The 17719-nt window shown below is 37.7% G+C and carries 20 protein-coding genes; 15 read left to right on the forward strand and 5 right to left on the reverse strand.

Translation table 11 applies throughout. From position 1 onward, the window contains the following. Nucleotides 1-64 precede the first annotated feature (64 nt). The 7 genes from ABMA72_RS00650 to rplT all read left to right on the forward strand — a co-directional run bounded on the left by ABMA72_RS00650 (nucleotide 65) and on the right by rplT (nucleotide 5812). Nucleotides 65-1126, forward strand: coding sequence for a guanosine monophosphate reductase (locus ABMA72_RS00650; RefSeq protein WP_392860423.1), 1062 nt, complete (start codon nucleotides 65-67; stop codon nucleotides 1124-1126). 15 nt (nucleotides 1127-1141) lie between these two features. Then, complete coding sequence (locus ABMA72_RS00655) at nucleotides 1142-2926, forward strand: 1-acyl-sn-glycerol-3-phosphate acyltransferase (RefSeq protein ID WP_393055457.1); 1785 nt, start codon at nucleotides 1142-1144, stop codon at nucleotides 2924-2926. Nucleotides 2927-2938: 12 nt separating this feature from the next. Further along, complete coding sequence (locus ABMA72_RS00660) at nucleotides 2939-3841, forward strand: cation diffusion facilitator family transporter (RefSeq protein ID WP_393055460.1); 903 nt, start codon at nucleotides 2939-2941, stop codon at nucleotides 3839-3841. A 3-nt stretch (nucleotides 3842-3844) separates the two neighbouring features. After that, the gene (locus tag ABMA72_RS00665) at nucleotides 3845-4258 is read left to right on the forward strand and encodes a hypothetical protein (protein ID WP_392860428.1); all 414 of its coding nucleotides are present in this window, start codon (nucleotides 3845-3847) and stop codon (nucleotides 4256-4258) included. A gap of 116 nt (nucleotides 4259-4374) precedes the next feature. After that, nucleotides 4375-4929 carry a translation initiation factor IF-3 gene (gene infC, locus ABMA72_RS00670; RefSeq protein WP_392861018.1) on the forward strand — a complete coding sequence of 185 codons (555 nt, stop codon included), beginning with the start codon at nucleotides 4375-4377 and terminating at the stop codon, nucleotides 4927-4929. 197 nt (nucleotides 4930-5126) lie between these two features. Next, a complete protein-coding gene (rpmI, locus tag ABMA72_RS00675; RefSeq protein WP_021267185.1) occupies nucleotides 5127-5324 on the forward strand; it encodes a 50S ribosomal protein L35 in 198 nt (65 codons plus the stop codon). 143 nt (nucleotides 5325-5467) lie between these two features. Continuing rightward, nucleotides 5468-5812, forward strand: a complete 345-nt coding sequence (gene rplT, locus ABMA72_RS00680) for a 50S ribosomal protein L20 (protein ID WP_021267308.1) — start codon at nucleotides 5468-5470, stop codon at nucleotides 5810-5812. A gap of 76 nt (nucleotides 5813-5888) precedes the next feature. Here the strand turns inward: rplT and ABMA72_RS00685 are convergent, their stop codons facing one another. Continuing rightward, entirely contained in the window at nucleotides 5889-6308 is a 420-nt protein-coding gene (locus ABMA72_RS00685) for a secondary thiamine-phosphate synthase enzyme YjbQ (RefSeq protein ID WP_393055463.1), read from the reverse strand. A 43-nt stretch (nucleotides 6309-6351) separates the two neighbouring features. On the opposite strand from ABMA72_RS00685, the gene cdaA reads away from it, so the two are divergent. The 7 genes from cdaA to ABMA72_RS00720 all read left to right on the forward strand — a co-directional run bounded on the left by cdaA (nucleotide 6352) and on the right by ABMA72_RS00720 (nucleotide 12790). After that, nucleotides 6352-7155 carry a diadenylate cyclase CdaA gene (gene cdaA / locus ABMA72_RS00690; RefSeq protein ID WP_392860431.1) on the forward strand — a complete coding sequence of 268 codons (804 nt, stop codon included), beginning with the start codon at nucleotides 6352-6354 and terminating at the stop codon, nucleotides 7153-7155. 1 nt (nucleotide 7156) lies between these two features. Next, complete coding sequence (locus ABMA72_RS00695; protein WP_392860432.1) at nucleotides 7157-8089, forward strand: YbbR-like domain-containing protein; 933 nt, start codon at nucleotides 7157-7159, stop codon at nucleotides 8087-8089. Further along, nucleotides 8089-9453, forward strand: coding sequence for a phosphoglucosamine mutase (gene glmM, locus ABMA72_RS00700; protein ID WP_392860434.1), 1365 nt, complete (start codon nucleotides 8089-8091; stop codon nucleotides 9451-9453). Before ABMA72_RS00695 ends, glmM begins: the two co-directional genes overlap by 1 nt. Then, complete coding sequence (locus ABMA72_RS00705; protein WP_392860436.1) at nucleotides 9453-10217, forward strand: pyridoxine 5'-phosphate synthase; 765 nt, start codon at nucleotides 9453-9455, stop codon at nucleotides 10215-10217. The genes glmM and ABMA72_RS00705 overlap by 1 nt, the downstream gene beginning before the upstream one ends. 80 nt (nucleotides 10218-10297) lie before the next feature. After that, nucleotides 10298-10753, forward strand: coding sequence for a tRNA (adenosine(37)-N6)-threonylcarbamoyltransferase complex ATPase subunit type 1 TsaE (locus ABMA72_RS00710; RefSeq protein WP_392860437.1), 456 nt, complete (start codon nucleotides 10298-10300; stop codon nucleotides 10751-10753). A 338-nt stretch (nucleotides 10754-11091) separates the two neighbouring features. Further along, nucleotides 11092-11652, forward strand: coding sequence for an Rrf2 family transcriptional regulator (locus ABMA72_RS00715; protein WP_392860438.1), 561 nt, complete (start codon nucleotides 11092-11094; stop codon nucleotides 11650-11652). Further along, complete coding sequence (locus ABMA72_RS00720; protein ID WP_392860439.1) at nucleotides 11636-12790, forward strand: cysteine desulfurase family protein; 1155 nt, start codon at nucleotides 11636-11638, stop codon at nucleotides 12788-12790. The genes ABMA72_RS00715 and ABMA72_RS00720 overlap by 17 nt, the downstream gene beginning before the upstream one ends. A 106-nt stretch (nucleotides 12791-12896) precedes the next feature. Here the strand turns inward: ABMA72_RS00720 and ABMA72_RS00725 are convergent, their stop codons facing one another. From ABMA72_RS00725 to ABMA72_RS00740, 4 genes are all read right to left on the reverse strand, one after another. Continuing rightward, nucleotides 12897-13106: a hypothetical protein gene (locus tag ABMA72_RS00725; RefSeq protein WP_392860441.1), complete on the reverse strand. Its 210-nt coding sequence runs from the start codon at nucleotides 13104-13106 to the stop codon at nucleotides 12897-12899. Between the two features lie 15 nt (nucleotides 13107-13121). Then, nucleotides 13122-13592, reverse strand: coding sequence for an ankyrin repeat domain-containing protein (locus ABMA72_RS00730; protein ID WP_393055466.1), 471 nt, complete (start codon nucleotides 13590-13592; stop codon nucleotides 13122-13124). Continuing rightward, nucleotides 13593-14930, reverse strand: a complete 1338-nt coding sequence (locus tag ABMA72_RS00735; RefSeq protein ID WP_393055469.1) for a D-alanyl-D-alanine carboxypeptidase — start codon at nucleotides 14928-14930, stop codon at nucleotides 13593-13595. Nucleotides 14931-14993: 63 nt separating this feature from the next. Beyond that, nucleotides 14994-15629 carry a MarC family protein gene (locus ABMA72_RS00740; RefSeq protein WP_392860445.1) on the reverse strand — a complete coding sequence of 212 codons (636 nt, stop codon included), beginning with the start codon at nucleotides 15627-15629 and terminating at the stop codon, nucleotides 14994-14996. Nucleotides 15630-15997: 368 nt separating this feature from the next. Here ABMA72_RS00740 and ABMA72_RS00745 point away from each other — a divergent pair, with 368 nt between their 5' ends. Then, complete coding sequence (locus tag ABMA72_RS00745; protein ID WP_393055472.1) at nucleotides 15998-17584, forward strand: hypothetical protein; 1587 nt, start codon at nucleotides 15998-16000, stop codon at nucleotides 17582-17584. The last annotated feature ends 135 nt before the right edge of the window (nucleotides 17585-17719 follow it).

Genomic DNA, 17719 nt, shown 5'->3' on the forward strand with positions numbered 1-17719 from the left:
ATTTCGACAATGTTATTATTTCGTCGTTATAACGCACACAAGTTTCTAGATTTAGGGGAGATTGATGGATTTAACATTCAAAGCAAATGGTATTCTTACTCGTGGAAAAGGTCTAACTTTTGACGATGTTTTATTAGTTCCGAGATATTCAGAAATTTCTTCTCGTAGACACACTGATCTTAAGACAAAGATCACTAAGAATCATTCAATTGATATCCCAATTATTGCTGCCAATATGGACACGGTTACAGGACCTGAAATGGCAATGGAGATGGGACGCTTAGGTGGTGTTGGTATCCTTCACCGTTTTATGTCTCCTGAGCAGCAAGTTGAAGACGTTAAAGCAATCCAAAATTATTTTAAAGAACATTCAATCAACCTTCCAATTGCAGCATCTGTTGGTGTTAAGGAAGAAGGTAAGAAAAGAGCAGATCTTCTTGCGGCCCTTGGGGTTGAAATTCTTACTGTTGATATCGCACATGGTGACTCAATCATGATGATGGAGGTTCTTGAGTATATTAAAAAGAATTATCCGCAAATCGATGTGATCGCAGGAAATGTTGCAACTCCTGATGGAGTTAAGCGCATGATTGATAAAGGTGCAGATGCTGTTAAGGTTGGAATTGGACCTGGAAGTATGTGCACAACAAGAATTATTACTGGACACGGTGTTCCTCAGTTAACGGCCATTGCAATGTGTGTTGCTGAAGCACAGAAGGCCGGAATCCCAGTTATCGCTGACGGTGGCCTAAAGAACTCTGGTGATATGGTGAAAGCACTTAGTGCTGGTGCTAGCTCTTGTATGGCAGGCTCTCTCTTATCAGGAGCACTTGAAACTCCAGGTGAAGTTAAAGGCGGAATGAAAGAGTATCGTGGGATGGCATCGAAGGCCGCGCAAGTTTCATGGCGTGGAGAGCTTCCAAAAGGTATGGCCGCAGAAGGTGTTGATACAATGATTCCATGTAAGGGACCTGCTGAAGGAATCATCAATGAATTAACAGGTGGTATCCGTTCTGGAATGACTTATCTTGGTGTTGATAAACTTGTAAATATGAGTGAAGCAGCACTATTTATGGAAATGTCTTCATCGGGAATGGCCGAAAGTAAGCCACACGGAAAAAGATAAGAAAGGCCTTAGAATATGGGAAATAGTGTTCTTGACGACTTATTAAGTTATCCAAAACTTATAAAAAGAATTGAAGAAAGTGATAATCCAGCTCTAACGAAAAAGAAGGTTGTCGCCAACTTCAATGAAATGAAGGCAGACTATTCTCCATCATATCTAAAGTCGATGGCAAAGTTCTTTGATGCTACTCTTCCTCGTCTATACGATGGAGTAAGCTTCAATGAAAATGAAACAGACCTCAATGCACTTTTAGAAGAGGCAAGTGTAGTTCTTGTTCCAAACCATCAGTCTCATGCTGACTATATTGCAATTAATTATAAATTCTTTAAGCAATATAAGCGCATGCTCTACGTTGCTGGTGGTGATAACTTAAATATTTTTCCAATTGGTAAGATTTTTAGAAAGTCAGGTTGCTTCTTTATTCGTAGAAGCTTTCAAAATGATATTCTATATAAATTTACGATGGAAGCATATCTCTTTGCTCTTTTAAAGCGCAAGGAACCAATCGAGTTCTTCTTCGAAGGTGGAAGGACGAGGTCTGGAAAACTTAGGCCTCCTAAGTACGGCCTTTATCAAATGTTACTTGAGGCCCATTCTCATCTTCCAGATGCAAAGGAAAGGGGACTTGCTTTTGTTCCAGTTAGTATTGCTCATGAATATGTTCCTGAACAGAAGGCCCTCGCAAAAGAGATGATGGGTGGAAAGAAAGTGAAAGAGTCAACGGGACAACTGTTTGGCCTCTTTAAACTTATGGCCTATCAATTTGGGAAGATTCATATCTCTCTCGGTAAACCACAATATGCCCATAAGCTTGATGACCCAGAACAGAATAAGCTTAATGTAAGAGAGCTTGCTTTTAAATGCTTTAGAAGTGTTGGGGATCAAATGGTGATTACGCCAACTAATCTCTTAGTTTTAATTCTATTAGATGAGCCTAGTGGTGCACTGAAGTGGAATGATATTATTTTAAAAGCACAGGCGATTTTAGAGTATTGCCAGCAATATGATATTCCTTTTACCGAAGGGCTTAAGGCCAGTAAATTAGAGGATTCCATAGGACGAGCTATGGATATTCTAATTGGAAATAACAAAGTTGATGTCATTGGCCAAAGTGAAGGGACGTCACTTTTTTATGCAATTAAGAAAAACTGTCGCGGCGAGCTTTTATTCTTTAAGAATACTATTGTTCACCACTTCATCATTCCTTGGACAATTTCACTAGCTTGGTTCAATGTCTTTAGTGGTGAGATTGATAATGTCGATGACCTCAAGGCATTCTTTGTAAAGCAAAGAGATATGCTTAAGATGGAATTCTACCTACCAACTGTAAAAGAGTACTATGCTAAGACGCTTCGTATTCTAAGCAATGCTGTTGGAAGAGAGATAACAAATCTACAAGATGCAATCGAGTTTACAAATAAAGACTTATACGAGGTCGCTTCAAAGCTAAGCCTTTTTGCTCGAAGTCTAACATATATTAATGAAGCTTACTTTGTTTCAGCGCTTACTCTTGAGAGCTTTCAAAAGGACGGGGTTGATCATTTTAAGGCCGCTGACTATATGAAGCGCTTTGTTGACGTTTTTAAAGCTGAAATCCTTAGCCAACGTATTATCCGTTTTGCTGAAAGTCAGAATGTCGAGCTTATGAAGACGGCCCTTACTTACTTTGAACAAATTGGAGTTCTTGGTTACGAGGACAATTCGTATGTCATTGCAAATAGAGCAAAGCTTGATGAGTTTATCCAATCGACTGAGAAAACATTGAAAGATCAACTGAAGTTAAACTTCAAAGTTGTCTAAATAGGAGATCTTTTGCATTTAGAGTTATCTAAGAGAGAAAAAGAAATCAAGAAAGTTTTAATTATTACTTTCTTTTTAAATTTAGCTGTTGCTCTTATTAAGATTTTTGCAGGTATCGAATTTAATTTCATCTCACTTCGTTCATCCGGGATTGAATCTGTCTTTGATGGAACATCAAACCTACTTGGTATTGTGACAATCGCACTTGCTTCAAAACCACGTGATCGCAGGCATAATTACGGTCATCATAAATTTGAAAACCTTGGTGCCCTTATTATTGCTTTTATGCTCTTTGGTTCGGCAATCAAGCTAGGTCTTGATTATCATGACCTCATTATGGGAACGCAGACAAAGTATGGCCTATTTGGTCCAATACCCGTTCTTTCTATTATTATTTCAATGGTTATGAGCTTTTGGGTCTCTTCATATGAGGGACGCAAAGGGCGCGAGCTAAACTCTCAAATCTTAACAGCAGATAGCAATCACACTTTTGGTGATATGATTATTAGCTTTGGTGTTCTGATCTCAATTGTTGCTGCTTACTTTGAAGTTTACTTAATCGATTATATTGTTGGTGGTTTAATTATTCTTTATTTGATCTATCTGGGTATTCAGATTACTCTTGAGAATTTAAACGACCTTTTAGATGTGGCCCCTATCTTAAAAGATAAGTATATTTCCTCTCTAGAAGATATAAAGTATGTTCGTGACATTCATAACTTTCGTGCTCGTGGAAACTCTACTTGGATGCAAATAGATTTTCACCTGCTTCTTGAGCCTGACCTCTCCCTTGGAGAGGCCCATGATATCGCACACACTGTTGAAGACCGTTTAAGAGTGATGTTAAAAGATTATTGTCGCGATGTTGATATCTTGATTCATATGGAGCCAGATGATGAAGGACATAAGGATTAGATGATGGAAACAAAGTTAGTTAAACGCCAAATTGGTAATATCAGATTGGCCGTAGGGCCTTGGGAAGAGGACTTTTCAAAACTCTTTGCAAATGCTGCAAGACTTATGTCTGAGATTGTTCATGGGCAGCTTATTCATTTTAAAAGTGATGAGCTCTTTGTTTTTGCCGATGAAAATCTTGAAAATTATAGAGTTGGCGTTCCAATGATTGGAAATCTTCAAAATAAGCACCTTGAGAGCTTTGATCTTCACGCAGGAGAGCTTGAGAGTTGTGAATTTGGAGTTGAAAAACTAAAAGACTATACGAGAATTAAGAATATATATACTGATCTTTGCTTATCTGAGGAGTATTTTATAAGAATTACGTCTCATGGCGGGCAATATCTGTCATTTTATGAGAAATATCTCATTCAATAATGTATACTGTGGGTATATTTTTTGTTATGTTTGCAATCCTAGTGGCCAGCCATTAGAATTGTAATTATTGAAAATAACTGATTCGCTAATAATTGGTTTATTTCCGGAGGTGATTTATTAGCAACAATTTTAGAGGTGGAAGGGCAAGAAAAGAAAGAGGCCCGAGAATTAACGAGCAAATTAGAATTTCAGAATGTCGACTAATGAGTGATGATGAGCAATATGGAGTTGTATCAATTGATAGAGCGCGCGAAATTGCGGATGAACTTGGAGTTGACCTAATCGAGATTGCTCCAACAGCTAAACCACCAGTTGTAAAGCTAATGGACTACGGGAAGTATAAGTATGCTCTTCAAAAGAAGGCTGCTGAAGCTAAGAAGAAGCAGGCCAAAGTTCAGCTAAAAGAAATTCAATTACGTCCAAATATTGAAGCACACGATCTTGAAACGAAACTTAAGAGAGCGCATAAGTTCCTAGAGGGTGGAGACAAGGTAAAATTCGTTATGCAATTTAGAGGTCGTGAAATGGCCTATAAAGATATGGGGAAAGAGAAATTCGAAACAATCTTAAATGGTGTTTGCGAAGAAGCTGGTGCAGCAATCGAGTCTCCAATCAAAATGATGGGGAATCGTATTATCACAATTGTTGCCCCTGTTAAGAAAGCTAAGTAATTAGTACTTGTAAGTGCCCGATTTTGCGTCGGGTACTGGTCTTTCTCCCTTCCTAAGTCCTTGATATTTTTTTTCAATTTATCGATTATTCTTTGCATTAAGTGAGTAAACCTGATACAAATATGCACTTATAGTTTTGTTGTATTTTGTTGAATTCTCGACTTGCCTTAAGGTGAGTAAAATTCAAGGAGTATAAAATGCCAAAAATGAAGACTAGAAGAGCTGTTGCTAAAAGATTTAAGCCAGTAGGTAACGGAAAGTTCAAAAGAAAAAGAGCTAACCTAAGACACATTCTTGAAAAGAAGCCAACTGATGCGAAGAAAAGAGCAGGTAAAACTGACTACGTTCACGCTTCAGATGTTGCTCGTGTAAAGAGATGTCTACCTTACGCTTAATTTTCTAAGCGCAAGCGATTCAAAAAAAAGATTGAGTTGGTCGAAACTTTAAATCGACAAAATTGTTTTTTTAACCTGATTTTTGGGAAAGAACGAAAGAACCATTCACTTGGTCCCCAAACGTCAAAAAAATGGAGTAAATTATGTCTAGAGTTAGAAGAGGTTTTAAAGCAAGAGCGAGAAGAAATAAGGTTCTTAAATTAGCGAAAGGGTTTCACTTTTCAAGAAGAACTAAATACTATCACGCTTCTGAAACAGTAAAAAGAGCATTACACTACAGATACATCGGTAGAAGACTTCTTAAAAGAGATATGAGAAGACTTTGGATCGTACGTATTTCTGCAGCTGCTAAGCTTCTTGGTACTTCTTATTCAAAGTTCATGGGACAGCTTAAGAAGAACAATGTTGAAATCAACAGAAAGATGCTTGCTGAAATCGCTGCAAGAGATTTCGACGGATTCAAAGCAATCTACGAATCAACAAAATAATTCATTAAACTATTTGATTTAATAAAACACAAACAAAACTATATAGTGCTTGGGCCTCATTTTTGAGGCCCTTGTATTATCCCTGCATAAATTTCACTTTCACTTTCCTCGTATGAGGCGCATCTCGAAACTCACAAAGATAAATTCCTGACCAGCGGCCGATATCAAGTTCACCATTTTCAACGATTAATGTAAGCGATGTTTGCATCAGTATAGACTTCATATGAGAGGGAGAGTCATCAGCTCCTTCTGCTGTGTGAGTAATGAAAGAGAGGTTTCTTGGGGCCAGATGCTTTAGGAAGTTCTCCATATCGAGCTTGGCACTAGGATCAAACGCTTCATTGATGCACAACGCGGCACTGGTGTGTTGAATTTGACACACTAGGATACCATCAGTGCTCTTTGGGTCCAGATTTCTAAGGCATTGTCGGATCTCTCCAGTTATGTCGTAAAAGCCTTCACCTGATGTGTTTACTATCTGCGTTTTTATAGGCATCATTAAACTCCAAACATTTTAAATATTTAGCAATTTATATATTATGACATTATTTTCAACGCTACTAAAGCAATTAAGCATTAAAGATTTTTTCGACATGGGCATTGTCGCTCTTATGATCTATCAGGTTCTTAAGATCGTAAAAGGGACGAGGGCCATTCAAGTTCTACTTGGTATGGTTTTTCTCGCTGTTCTTTATACACTGGGGATTAAGTATAATCTCTATACGGTAAATTGGATTCTTGAGCACTTCTTTGATTATATCTTCATTATCTTCATCGTTATCTTTCAAGATCAGCTAAGAGCTGCTCTTGCAACTGTTGGGACCGGAAAAAAGATGTTTAACTTCTTTGATCGTTCTCCAGTAAATTATGACATCGAAGAAGTCATAAAGAGTGTAACGGCCCTTTCAAAAGAGAGAACGGGTGCACTTATTGTAATTGAAAGAAAAAATGGCCTACAAAATTATATTGATACTGGAACAATTATCGATGCGACCATTCACTCCGATCTTATCTACTCGATCTTTCAAACAATCTCACCACTTCACGATGGCGCAATTATTTTGAGAGATGGAAAGATCTTAGCTGCCGGTTGTTTCTTGCCACTTTCTAAGAATATTGAAATTGACCGCCACTTTGGGACGCGCCACCGTGCTGCCCTTGGAGTTTCTGAAGTATCTGACGCTATCGTTATCATCGTTAGTGAAGAGACTGGTAAGATTAAATTATGTATCAATGGCCAATTCTTCTATTCTCACAATGAAAATGAGCTGCGCATGATGCTTAAGAAGGCGTGGGCAGGAAAGAGACTTGATCTACAATCTCAAATCGTAGGGCAGGCATAAGATGTTAAAGAAAATTAAAAATAATAACTTATTTGAATTAATTCAAAATCAACTACTAACTCTACTAAGTATTATCTTGGCCATCTTCTTATGGTTCTATGTTGTAAACTCTGAGCCAATTACAACGGAGAGAATATACAACCTAGATGTTCTTCCTGCGACAAGCATGGATGTTACCTCGGTTTCGGCAAAAGAGATTCACGTGACTTTAAAAGGGGCCCGTGCATTCCTAAAAGACTTTCATGGTGATGATCACTTAAAACTACAAGTTGACTTAAAGAAGATGAAAGTTAATCGCTCGACAAAACAAGTGAAGTACTCAATTAGTGAGACTGACCTAATTGTTCCATTTGGTGTTGAGGTCGTGGATATTAAGCCAAAGCACTTAACGATTAAGTTAGATAAGTTAATTTATAAAAATGTTCCGATTAAGGTCAATTATATGAATAACCTTCCAAAGGAACTCAAGCTTATTTCTTCTTCAATTAATCGCTCTAAGATTAAAATTGAGGGGGCCCGTGACATCATGAGAACTGTTGGGCAGGTTAAGACTCGTCTTATTGACCTATCAGAATTATCTGGTCAAGGAGAGGTTCCAATTCAGCTTGAAGATCTTCCTGAGTTTCTTCGCTACGGTGAAAGTGATACACTTAACTTCAAGTATGATATTAGACCGCAAAAGGCTAATTTAACCTTAAAGAATATCCCAATCTTATTTATTGCGCCAAATATAAAGTTTCGCTCTCGAATTAGAAAAGTCTCTTTAGATGTACTAACGACAGGCCGAGATGATATAAAGGCGAGTGAAGTTAAGGTCTATGCAGAGATTCCTTCTGATATGGGAAGAAGTGCTGATATTCGTTTAAGGGCAGAGCTCCCTGAAGACGTTCATTTATTAAAAATACACCCAGAAATAATTAAAGTGAGTAGATAATGACAGAAAGAAAATTATTTGGAACAGACGGAATTAGAGGTAAGGCAAATATTTATCCTATGGTTCCAGAAATCGCGACGGCCCTTGGCCGTGCCGTTACATTTTACTTCCAAAAGAAGAATAAAAATAAGAAAACACCACTGATCATCGTTGGTAAAGACACTAGACTTAGTTGTTATATGATTGAACAAGCATTCTCAGCAGGCGTTCTTTCACAAGGTGGCCGCGTGATCTTTACAGGGCCTCTACCTACACCAGGTGTTGCTTTTGTAACAACTTCAATGCGTGCAGATGCAGGGGTTATGATCTCTGCTTCACATAATGATTACGATGATAATGGAATTAAATTATTTGATGCTCATGGGTTTAAGCTACCTGATGAAGTTGAATTAGAGCTTGAGGAACTAGTTCTTAATCCTAAGCTGATCCCACCTAAGGTTGGGGCCGAAATTGGACGCGCAAAGAGACTTGAAGGTGTTGAAGGACGCTACGTTGTTCACGTTAAGTCTGCAATTGATGAGGAGTGCGACCTAACAGGTATGCGTGTTGTTGTTGATTGTGCAAATGGTGCTAGTTATAAAGTAGCTCCTCTTGTAATGAGTGAACTAGGTGCAGAAGTATTTCCACTGGGAGTAAATCCTAATGGTCAAAATATTAATTTAAATTGTGGAAGCTTACACCCAACACTTGCAAGCCAAGAAGTTGTAAAGCTTCGTGCAGATATGGGATTTTGTCTTGATGGAGATGCTGATCGTATTCAAGTCATCGATAAAGATGGTGGTCTTATTAAAGGCGACAAGCTTATTGGTATCTTCGCTAAACTTTTACTTGAGCAAGGTAAGCTTAAAAAAGGTGACACTGTTGTTGGGACAATTATGTCAAACCTTGGCCTTGAAAATTACTTGAAAAAACTTGGCCTTAAGTTTCACCGTACAGCAGTAGGTGATCGCTATATTATGGAATATATGAGAAGTGAGAATGCCCTTCTTGGTGGAGAACCTTCTGGTCATATTATCTTCCTAGAGCATGCCACAACAGGAGATGGAACTCTAGCGGCCCTTAAGTCAATTGAGGCGACTTACTTCTTTAAGAAGTCGATTAATGAGTTATCTCAAGAAGTTGAACTATACCCACAAGTTTTAAAGAATGTTTCTGTTTCTCAGAAGAAGAAGGTTGAAGAGATGCCTACTTTTGCAGCAGAGCTTAAGGCCTGTGAAGAAGAATTAGGTGAAGAAGGACGCGTGATTTTCCGATACTCAGGAACTGAGCCTCTAGCACGTGTTATGGTTGAAGGACGTTGTGAAGACAAAATCAATGCTGTTTGTGATCGTCTTGTAAGCGCTCTTAAAAAGGAAATTGCATAATGACTGATAAAATGATTCCAAGACTTGGTGTAAATATTGACCACGTAGCAACTCTTAGACAACAAAGAGATGAAGGCTACCCAAGTGTTGCAAATGCCGCCCAAGATGTTTTAATGGCCGGTGCTGATCAAATTACAATTCACTTACGTGAAGATAGAAGACATATTCAAGACACTGACTTAACAAGTGTTATGGCCGTAACAAAGCGTTTTGAGAAACCACTCAATCTTGAAATCGGCTGTGCTAAAGAGATTGTTGAAATTGCAGCAGACTTTAAACCTGATTGGATTTGTCTTGTTCCTGAAAAGAGGGAAGAGAAGACAACTGAGGGTGGCCTAGATCTATCTTCTGCGAATTATGACAAAGTTTCTCAAACAATGTCATATCTTAGAGAACATTCTCCAAAAACAAAGATTTCACTCTTTGTTGAAGCTTCGACTGAGGTGATGAAGAAGGCCATCGAACTTAAGGCCGATGCTGTTGAGATCCATACTGGTGCTTATGCTATCGACTTTCTTAAAGAAGGTGATCTTAATCCACACCTAAATAGCTATGTCGATTGTTTCAAGTCTCTTGAAGGTTCTGGTGTTGCATTTCATGCGGGCCATGGCCTAACAATGGAGAGTGTTAGACCTCTTTTAGAGCAAGGTTTATTTGCTGAATACAATATTGGACACTGGATTGTGTCTCAGGCCGTATTTAGTGGAATCTCAAATGTTACTAAGGATATGTTAAATTTATTTAGAAACCATCCAGTTAAGTAAGGTATGGTTTGCCTTTGATTGCGTATTGATCTTTATCGTGGAAAATAAATATCTAAGCAATTAATTCTAAGGAGCACCTGTTGTTTGACTATCAAGATGTTAGGCATTGGAAAAAAGTTTACCAAAGTGATATTTCAAATATTATTGTCGAGTTAAAAGAATCATTAAGTGAGCCATCAGTTGTTATTCTTGATGGCCCTGTTGGTGCTGGTAAGACGACATTCACTAATGTCTTCCTGGGTGAAGACAAGTCAGGTTCTCCAACATATTCCCTTATCAACGACTGTGGCGATATTGTCCATGCTGACTTTTACCGTCTTGATTCAGCTGAAGAAATTATCCATCTCGAGTTAGCAATGTACTTAGATGAGAAAAAATACTTTCTTGTTGAATGGGGTAAGGATTACATCAGAGATATTTACCGCGAGCTATCTGATGATTTCAATTATTTTCAATTAAGCATTGAAACCAACGACAAAAAAGAAGATGAAGAGAGTGCCTCTCGAAACTATTTTTTAAAGAAAATTATTTTTTAACATCTTCTAACAAGTGGGCAGAAATAACCGATTAAGTCTGTTTGGCATATCTTGTCATCCTCTTCTAAATATTTTCTAACATACAGATATTATTGACTTTTTGTCGTGTTCTATGAGCTGTAGTAAAGAAAAAATATTTTTTTATAATAATTGATTAAATCAAGTTGACTTTAAGACTTGTGGGCTGACATAATATTTAGGAGAAAGATTTTAACGGAATAAATCTTTCACTTGAAAGGATAGCACGGAATGCGAGTCCTTAATTAGCACACAATTTAATTGCTTAAAGTTTTAAAACTATTTTTTTATTTAACATTTGGATTTATGGAGGAAGACCAATGAGACTCACTTCGAAAGGACGCTACGCAGTTAGAGCAATGCTTGACCTAACTACTCACAGCAACGGAAACCCTGTAAGACTTCAGGAAATTTCAGAAAGACAAAACATTTCACTTCACTACCTTGAGCAACTTTTCAGAAAGCTAAGAAATGGCCAAGCAGTTAAGTCAGTAAGAGGACCAGGTGGTGGTTATGTTCTTGCTCGTTCAATGGAAGAAATCACAATTAAAGACGTTCTTGAATGTGTTGGAGAGAATATCAATCCAGCAAAAGACATTCTTGGAACAGAAGCAGAGCAAGCAAGCACTGTTGAATTCCACCTGTCTAAGAACTACTTTCAAAACCTTGGTTTCATTATGAGCGAATACCTAACGACAACTTCTTTAGGTGACCTTGTAAGAAAATCAGGTGAGGTTGAGTCAGAAGTTAGAGGTGAAGAAACTTCTAATGAGCAAACTACTCAAACTGTAGAAGCTGCTACTCAGAACACTTCAACTGAAAGTGCATTTAGCGAGTACGCTTCAGGAATTAGATCAGGTTTAGGTGAAATTAATCAATAATTATCTCTACTTAGATTATAATGCTACGGCCCCCTTAGTTAAACCAGTCCAAGACTGGCTTTGCGAGGGGGCCGTCTACTTTGGTAATCCAGCTTCGATTCACCAGGTGGGAAAAAAATCAAAATCTCTTATCAATCAAACCATTAAAAAGATTCAAGATACTTTCAATGCGACTAAGTATGATGTCTTCTTTCACTCAGGTGCTACAGAGGCCATTAATAGTGTTGTAAAAGGCTTCTGCTTCAATGCTCTAAAAGCTAAAAGTAGTTTTCATGTCTTCTGCTTTGATGTCGATCACTCGAGCATGGTTAATCAGAAAGAGCATGTAGAGCTTCTTGGTGGTACCTTTCACGTGTTAAAAACACATAGTGGTGATTTTGATACACAAGAAGTCATTCAAGCTTTAAACAAGTGTGAAGGTGAGAAACTCATTAACTTCACTTATGTGAATAATGAGAATGGTGTCGTGTGGGATCTTGATGAGGTTTTAAAAGTCAAAGAAGAAACTGGCGCTTGTGTTCATGTTGATTGTGTACAAGTTGTTGGAAAGATCAAGGACTGGGATCAGCTAACTCTTGGCCTTGACTACTATACTTTCTCTGGTCACAAATTTGGCGCACTAAAAGGTGTCGGCTTTACTCTTGTTTCAAAAGAGGCGAGTTGGACTCCATTAATTCGTGGTGGTGGCCAACAAAAGGCAATGCGCTCAGGAACTGAGAATGCCTTTAGTGTTTATACAATTAATCTTGCACTCGACTACAATCTTTCACATTCAAATATTGAAAGAACTCAAGGTGTAAAAGATGAGATTGAAAAATGGTTAGTTGAAAACTTTGGATCAAATATAACTTTAATTGGTGCTAAGGCAAAAAAAAGAAATGCCACTACAATTTTCTTCAGTGTACATAATAAGAATATCAACACTGTTATGATGGCATTAGATATGGCCGGAATTTGTGCTTCTAGTGGCTCAGCTTGTGCGTCTGGTATTATCAAGCCTTCACGTATTGCAAAGGCCTACGACCTAAGTGATGAGGCCGCTACTAACGTTATTCGATTCTCTCTTTCTCCATTCTCGCAAGAAGCTGAGACAATCATTTCAAAATTAAATCCTGTTCTATCTAAATTCTTATCATAAGTACTCACAAGATATACGAACGATGCGGCGCGGTGTGCATTTTGAACCTTTTCTGCGATTTGCCAAACGAGTTCATTTTGACCTCAGTGACCTTTTTGCTCCATTATTAAGTTGTTGATATTATTAGGAAGGCTGTTGCTTTGGTGAGTAGAAAACTTGGCACGCTCATTGCTTTATTAATAGTATCAATGGTTGGACGGCCTTGGTTCTTTAATAAGAGTCCCAATATCACTTCTACCGGCCATGCTGAAAAACAGGAATCTGTTTTTTTCTCTTGTTCTAAAATCCTATCTTTTCTTCTTAAAGTAAAAACCAAGGCCCAATTTTCTTTTTAGTTCACACCAGCATCACTTAAGATTTTTATACACTCAGCGCTACCATTTCTTCTTGCATAATCCATTGCGCTTTTTCCATGCGTATCTTTTAGTTTAAGATCGGCACCTGCTTTAATTAGAGCTTTTAAAACGTTTGGATTGCAATTTAAGCTCTTGTCCATGGCCATGGTGAATTGTCTGTTGTTAAAGATGAGATTAGGATTTGCACCACTATTTAAAGCTTGAATTATTAAGTCTTCACGTTCGTCGGCCATTGCTCCTAGGAGCTTATGATTGGCCTCATCTTTTTTAGAGATTATTTTTGAAGGCCTTTTTAATGCCGCTTGCTTTTTTACAACTGAAGATTCAATTGCAGTAATAGGAGTTGGTTCTTGAAACTTTTCTTGAACGGACTTTGTACTTTCGTTAGAAATATAAGTGGCAAGTCCAATAAGTAAGATAACGATTGGGATTACTGTCTTATTCATTTAGATTTCTTCTACCGTGCCTTCTAGTGGGATGAAAGGTCTTGGTTTCATATAATTCTTTATTTTCTTTGCGCCACCAAATTCCTCAATCATAAACTCTGTCATAAGGTCTTGAACAATCTTAGCATTATATTGATCTCGTCCATTTGCTTTGAATACATGATGAAAGTGGCCAAAGAAGACTGGGCCTTGTTGTGTTGAAATTTTACCTGCTAATGACTTTGTGTTCATGAGGGTTCCTGTTTTCGCAAAAATGGAACCAAGGTTTCTTTGTGAATTTAGTCTCTTTGAAAGTGTTCCAATATCAACACCTGCAATAGGAAGAATATGTTCAATTGAATTGCCTGTCTGGTGTAAGCTGTTTTCAAGCGCGATATATGAACTTAAGACAATGGCACAGGTGGCGTAGTTATCAACTCTTTTGCCATCAATTTTAGAATCAAGTCCTGAGCCCGTATATAGTTTTATATTTGCATCATTTTCATTAAATCCAATTCTCTTTTGATAGTAGTCGTTTCCAAGTTTTTCTTCGACTAGGTTTTGTAAGAACCAGCTAGAGTATTTCTGTGCACCATAGCTCTTATAAGTAATATCTGATAGCCAATTATGTGAGACAGAGTTTTGAAACTTTAAATAAGTAAGCAGGCCTGGAGACTTAATTAAGTAAGTTGATTTAATTTCCTTAAGAGGATTTGATTCAGCAAAGACAACCTTATTTACTTTCATCTGATAAGCTGAAGCCTTTAACGGAAGGCCCAATTCCTTAAGCCTGTCTTCTCCCGTTTTTTGTAAGAACTCTTTTAGTCTTATTTGAATTTTCTTATTACGACTCAGGTTAAAGTACTCTTGCAGTTGCTCAATATTATATTCTTTTGAATACCAGGCTTCACTCATACTCATATATGGCCTTAGGGCGATAGCAAAAATAGGAGTGTTGTCATCAAAGCTAATGGTATTGAGTTTTGTGATTCCATTTGCATTCAGTGCTGCAATTAAATAAAAGATTTTCTCTTCACTAAACATCCCATCATTTGATCCCTCTAGGTGAATGCTGTCTCCATTCGAGTAGACTCTTGTTTCATATTGAAAATTTGGGCCTAATGTTTCGATTGCCATAAGTGAGGTAATGGGTTTACTTGTCGATGCTAGGCGGCCCTTTAAGTGTGCATTCTTGCCATATACTTGACCTTGATAAATATAGCAGAAGCCGTGCTTATTTGGGTCTAAGTTAAATTCTTTTGAAAGGGATAACCACTTCGCTTCAATTGCTTGATGGTTAGTCGCATGAGCAAGGGAGAGTGTGATAAATATAGTAAGTAAGCTCTTAATTATAAACATGAAGCTTAATTCTAAAGAATATAAAATCTTCGGTCAAGAAAGGCGTATGCAGTGAGTTATGCTCTAAAGCTTGGCCTTTAGAATTGGTAGGATCGAAGCAAGTCCATTTGTTATCATCTCTACTGACATTGCTAGGAGGAAAAGTCCCATAACTCGTGTTGTGACATTAACTCCCAATTGGCCAACTTTTTCACTAATACGATTTGCATTAATAAGAGCGATATAGATACAAAGTACAGCTAAGAAAATGATTGGAATACTTAGGGCCCAGTCAATTGGTGAGGACAGGTTTTGTGCGTAAATAATTGTCGTGGAAATAGCTCCAGGTCCAGCAAGTAGAGGAATAGCGAGTGGTACAATTCCAACCTCTCTAATAGAGTCATCATCCATCTCTTCCTGAGTCAGTTTAGATTCAACATCCTTGGCATTGATCATGGAAGTTGCCATTGAGAAAATCAGAATTCCTCCACCGACTGTGAAGGCACCAATTGAAATCCCAAAAAAGCCCAAGATTTTTTTTCCAAGAAAAAGGGAGATAATTAAAGTTACAAATACTGCAATTGAGCAGACTCGTACCATGCTTCTTCTCTGAGTTTTTGAAAGGTTCTTTGTAAGCCCCATAAACATTGGAAGTGCCCCAATTGGGTTTACGACTGATAATAATGCAACAAAGAAAGAGACCATGATACTAAATTCCATGAATTCATTATGACGAGTTTCAGTGATTATTCAAGTTAGTTTTTTGTTAGCGTCATCTGCAGCATCGTGTGGCAAAAGTGCCCCAACGGGCAGTTTTGACTCACTGATGTATGTGACTCAAGAATCAAAGAGCGTAGCTCGCGTGATTCGGTTGCCAACCTAAAAGAAACGTTAATAACTCTCTTCAGCTAAAGTATAGAATTGTGTCTCAACCATCTAATAGTACATAAACGATGGAAATAAATAATGTTTCCTGAAAAAGTCGTAACGAAAAAAGTTTATATTTTCTTCAAGAGTTTTTATTTTAGTTCGATAAAGAAGTAACATGTTCATCTGTAGAGGTATCTATTAAATATCTAAATTTTATTTTGTCTGTCCTTCTTTTAACTTCATGTGTTTCTCAAGTCGATTTTAATTTTGATGATGATGTATCTCCCCCTTCAGGTGATGGAGTTGGAAAGGTTATTACAACATCAGATTTTTCATTCTTAATGATTAACGATACTGGATCTGGTAATGAAGTTTATCTAAGCTACGGACTAGCTGCTGACACGGTTCAAGTCCCTAATGCTAGCTTTGCCTATTCAAAGATGACTAATCCAGACACGCAGGCAGCTGACTCAGTAGGAAATCACTACACATTTTCTAATGGAATGATTGTAGCAGGTTTTAATGATCCTAATTACGACATCATTCTAATTGATAAGAATAATAACTTTAATGTTCTGGCAACAATTCCTCGTTTTGATGATGATGGACAATCAGACCCAATCTTCGTCAATCGAGTTGGGAATCAGCTCTTTTTTATCATCAAGTCTGCTGCCACAACTTATGATCTTTGGGTGACTGATACGACAGTTGCTGGAACTAAGATGCTAAAAACTGTTTCAAATACTTACTATAGTACTTTAAATATCAGGGAACGAAATGTGCTCTTTAATGACAAGATGTATTTTAAAGGTGGCGACGCTGTCAATGGGCCTGAGTTATGGGTTACAGATGGAACAATTAGTGGAACAAAAATGGTTGATGATTATATTGCTGGAGCTTCTGGACTTGATCCTCGTAGGTTTAGCGTTGCTAATAATAATCTCTATATCTTTTCACAAACAAATCAGACAATTTATCAAATGGGGGCAGATGAAATTATTTCAGAAGTTACATCTCTTCCGCCTTCAATGACTTCTGCAACCTTTAGTGAAAATCAGGTCGTTTCTAATGATTCCTATTTCTGCTTTAAGCTGTCTGTTTCTATAACTAAGTATCTCACTTGCATCAATACAGATACTCAAGTTGCAGAGTCTAGGCTTTATACGAGATCGGCTGAATTTCTAGGTGAGGATGGGGGAAAAATCTACTTTGCTGATGTTGTTGATGTAGACCCTACTGCAGCGACTGACTATACGGCCTATATTTATGAAACGACTGGAGCGATATCATCACAGGCACCGACCCAAATTCATGAAATGTCTGTTCCTGTAGAGATTCTTAGAACGAGTCAAATTAATTATGATAATAGTAACGGGGCAATAAGTTATCTTAAGTATGATCATACTGTTGATGGTGATAAACATATGTTTGTTAAAATCAAGGACTCAGTGGTTACAGAAATTGATAATATAATCTATCCATTTAGTACTGATCCAACTATTACTCAAATAAATCTCTATACATCTTATAGTGCGTACCGATCGACTACACCAGGAACCTTTGTCTATTTGGTAAATGATGCTGCAATGATGTTAACGGTGTTGCAGTCAGACGGAACGCTGGCCGGTACACAAGTTCTCACACAGGTAGATTTGGCCGATATTATGGCAGAAATTTCAGGTGGGAATGCAGCACAGGGATATGCTCGATATATCGTTGGCCTACTTGATGGGATGTCAGTAGTGCGTCCTTATGACTTTAGTGTGGATCAATATTTTAATCCGAATGCTAGTGGGTTGAATTAGATTATTGCTGTTTTATTAGTTTGTTTTATGAATTGTTGCTTATTTTTCACTTCGTGAACATCGTGCGGCAAAAGTGCCCCAAAGGGCAGTTTTGAAGTACAGATGAATGTGATTCAAGAATCAAAGAGCGAAGCT

Origin of the sequence: Halobacteriovorax sp. CON-3, assembly GCF_043196995.1 — a bacterium.
In the GTDB taxonomy this organism is placed as follows: Bacteria; Bdellovibrionota; Bacteriovoracia; order Bacteriovoracales; family Bacteriovoracaceae; genus Halobacteriovorax_A.

Excerpts from the sequence above, each read along its gene's own strand:
- ABMA72_RS00650 (WP_392860423.1), top strand. The coding sequence starts at position 65 with ATGGATTTAACATTCAAAGCAAATGGTATTCTTACTCGTGGAAAAGGT.
- ABMA72_RS00655 (WP_393055457.1), top strand. The coding sequence starts at position 1,142 with ATGGGAAATAGTGTTCTTGACGACTTATTAAGTTATCCAAAACTTATA.
- ABMA72_RS00665 (WP_392860428.1), top strand. The coding sequence starts at position 3,845 with ATGGAAACAAAGTTAGTTAAACGCCAAATTGGTAATATCAGATTGGCC.
- rpmI (WP_021267185.1), top strand. The coding sequence starts at position 5,127 with ATGCCAAAAATGAAGACTAGAAGAGCTGTTGCTAAAAGATTTAAGCCA.
- rplT (WP_021267308.1), top strand. The coding sequence starts at position 5,468 with ATGTCTAGAGTTAGAAGAGGTTTTAAAGCAAGAGCGAGAAGAAATAAG.
- ABMA72_RS00685 (WP_393055463.1), bottom strand. The coding sequence starts at position 6,308 with ATGCCTATAAAAACGCAGATAGTAAACACATCAGGTGAAGGCTTTTAC.
- cdaA (WP_392860431.1), top strand. The coding sequence starts at position 6,352 with ATGACATTATTTTCAACGCTACTAAAGCAATTAAGCATTAAAGATTTT.
- ABMA72_RS00695 (WP_392860432.1), top strand. The coding sequence starts at position 7,157 with ATGTTAAAGAAAATTAAAAATAATAACTTATTTGAATTAATTCAAAAT.
- glmM (WP_392860434.1), top strand. The coding sequence starts at position 8,089 with ATGACAGAAAGAAAATTATTTGGAACAGACGGAATTAGAGGTAAGGCA.
- ABMA72_RS00705 (WP_392860436.1), top strand. The coding sequence starts at position 9,453 with ATGACTGATAAAATGATTCCAAGACTTGGTGTAAATATTGACCACGTA.
- ABMA72_RS00715 (WP_392860438.1), top strand. The coding sequence starts at position 11,092 with ATGAGACTCACTTCGAAAGGACGCTACGCAGTTAGAGCAATGCTTGAC.
- ABMA72_RS00730 (WP_393055466.1), bottom strand. The coding sequence starts at position 13,592 with ATGAATAAGACAGTAATCCCAATCGTTATCTTACTTATTGGACTTGCC.
- ABMA72_RS00735 (WP_393055469.1), bottom strand. The coding sequence starts at position 14,930 with ATGTTTATAATTAAGAGCTTACTTACTATATTTATCACACTCTCCCTT.
- ABMA72_RS00740 (WP_392860445.1), bottom strand. The coding sequence starts at position 15,629 with ATGGAATTTAGTATCATGGTCTCTTTCTTTGTTGCATTATTATCAGTC.